The organism is Litoribacterium kuwaitense, assembly GCF_011058155.1.
Classification (GTDB): domain Bacteria; phylum Bacillota; class Bacilli; order Bacillales; family DSM-28697; genus Litoribacterium; species Litoribacterium kuwaitense.
The window spans coordinates 1-342 of sequence record NZ_JAALFC010000151.1; the positions used below are offsets into that span (position 1 = coordinate 1).

The window sequence follows — 342 nt, forward strand, 5'->3', positions numbered from 1 at the left end:
TTTATACAGTTTGCCCCACTTCTTTGATCCTCTTGCCGGAGAAGTATACTTTCGGATATCGGTAGACTGCTTGATTTTAAAGGTCTTTTGGCAAAGGGAATCATGGCGTAATGGGCAAGTCGCGCATTCTTTGGGTTGTGTGTATTTCAAGGTTTTGTACTTTGGATCAAAGCTGTCGTAACGATAAGAATGTTCCCGGACGCATGTAGGTGCGAAATGTTCATCGTATCCGACGATTTCCCCTTCATTGCGTTGGTTATATGGGATGACAGCTTGTAGCTCCTGATCGATTAACTGTTGATAGATTGGTTCATAGTCGTAACCGGCATCGAAAAGGCCAGC

The 342-nt window shown here is 44.2% G+C and carries 1 pseudogene; it reads right to left on the reverse strand.

Annotated elements, in window-relative coordinates:
• Nucleotides 1-342 (reverse strand): annotated as a pseudogene (locus tag G4V62_RS19615) (IS5/IS1182 family transposase); the annotation flags it as partial.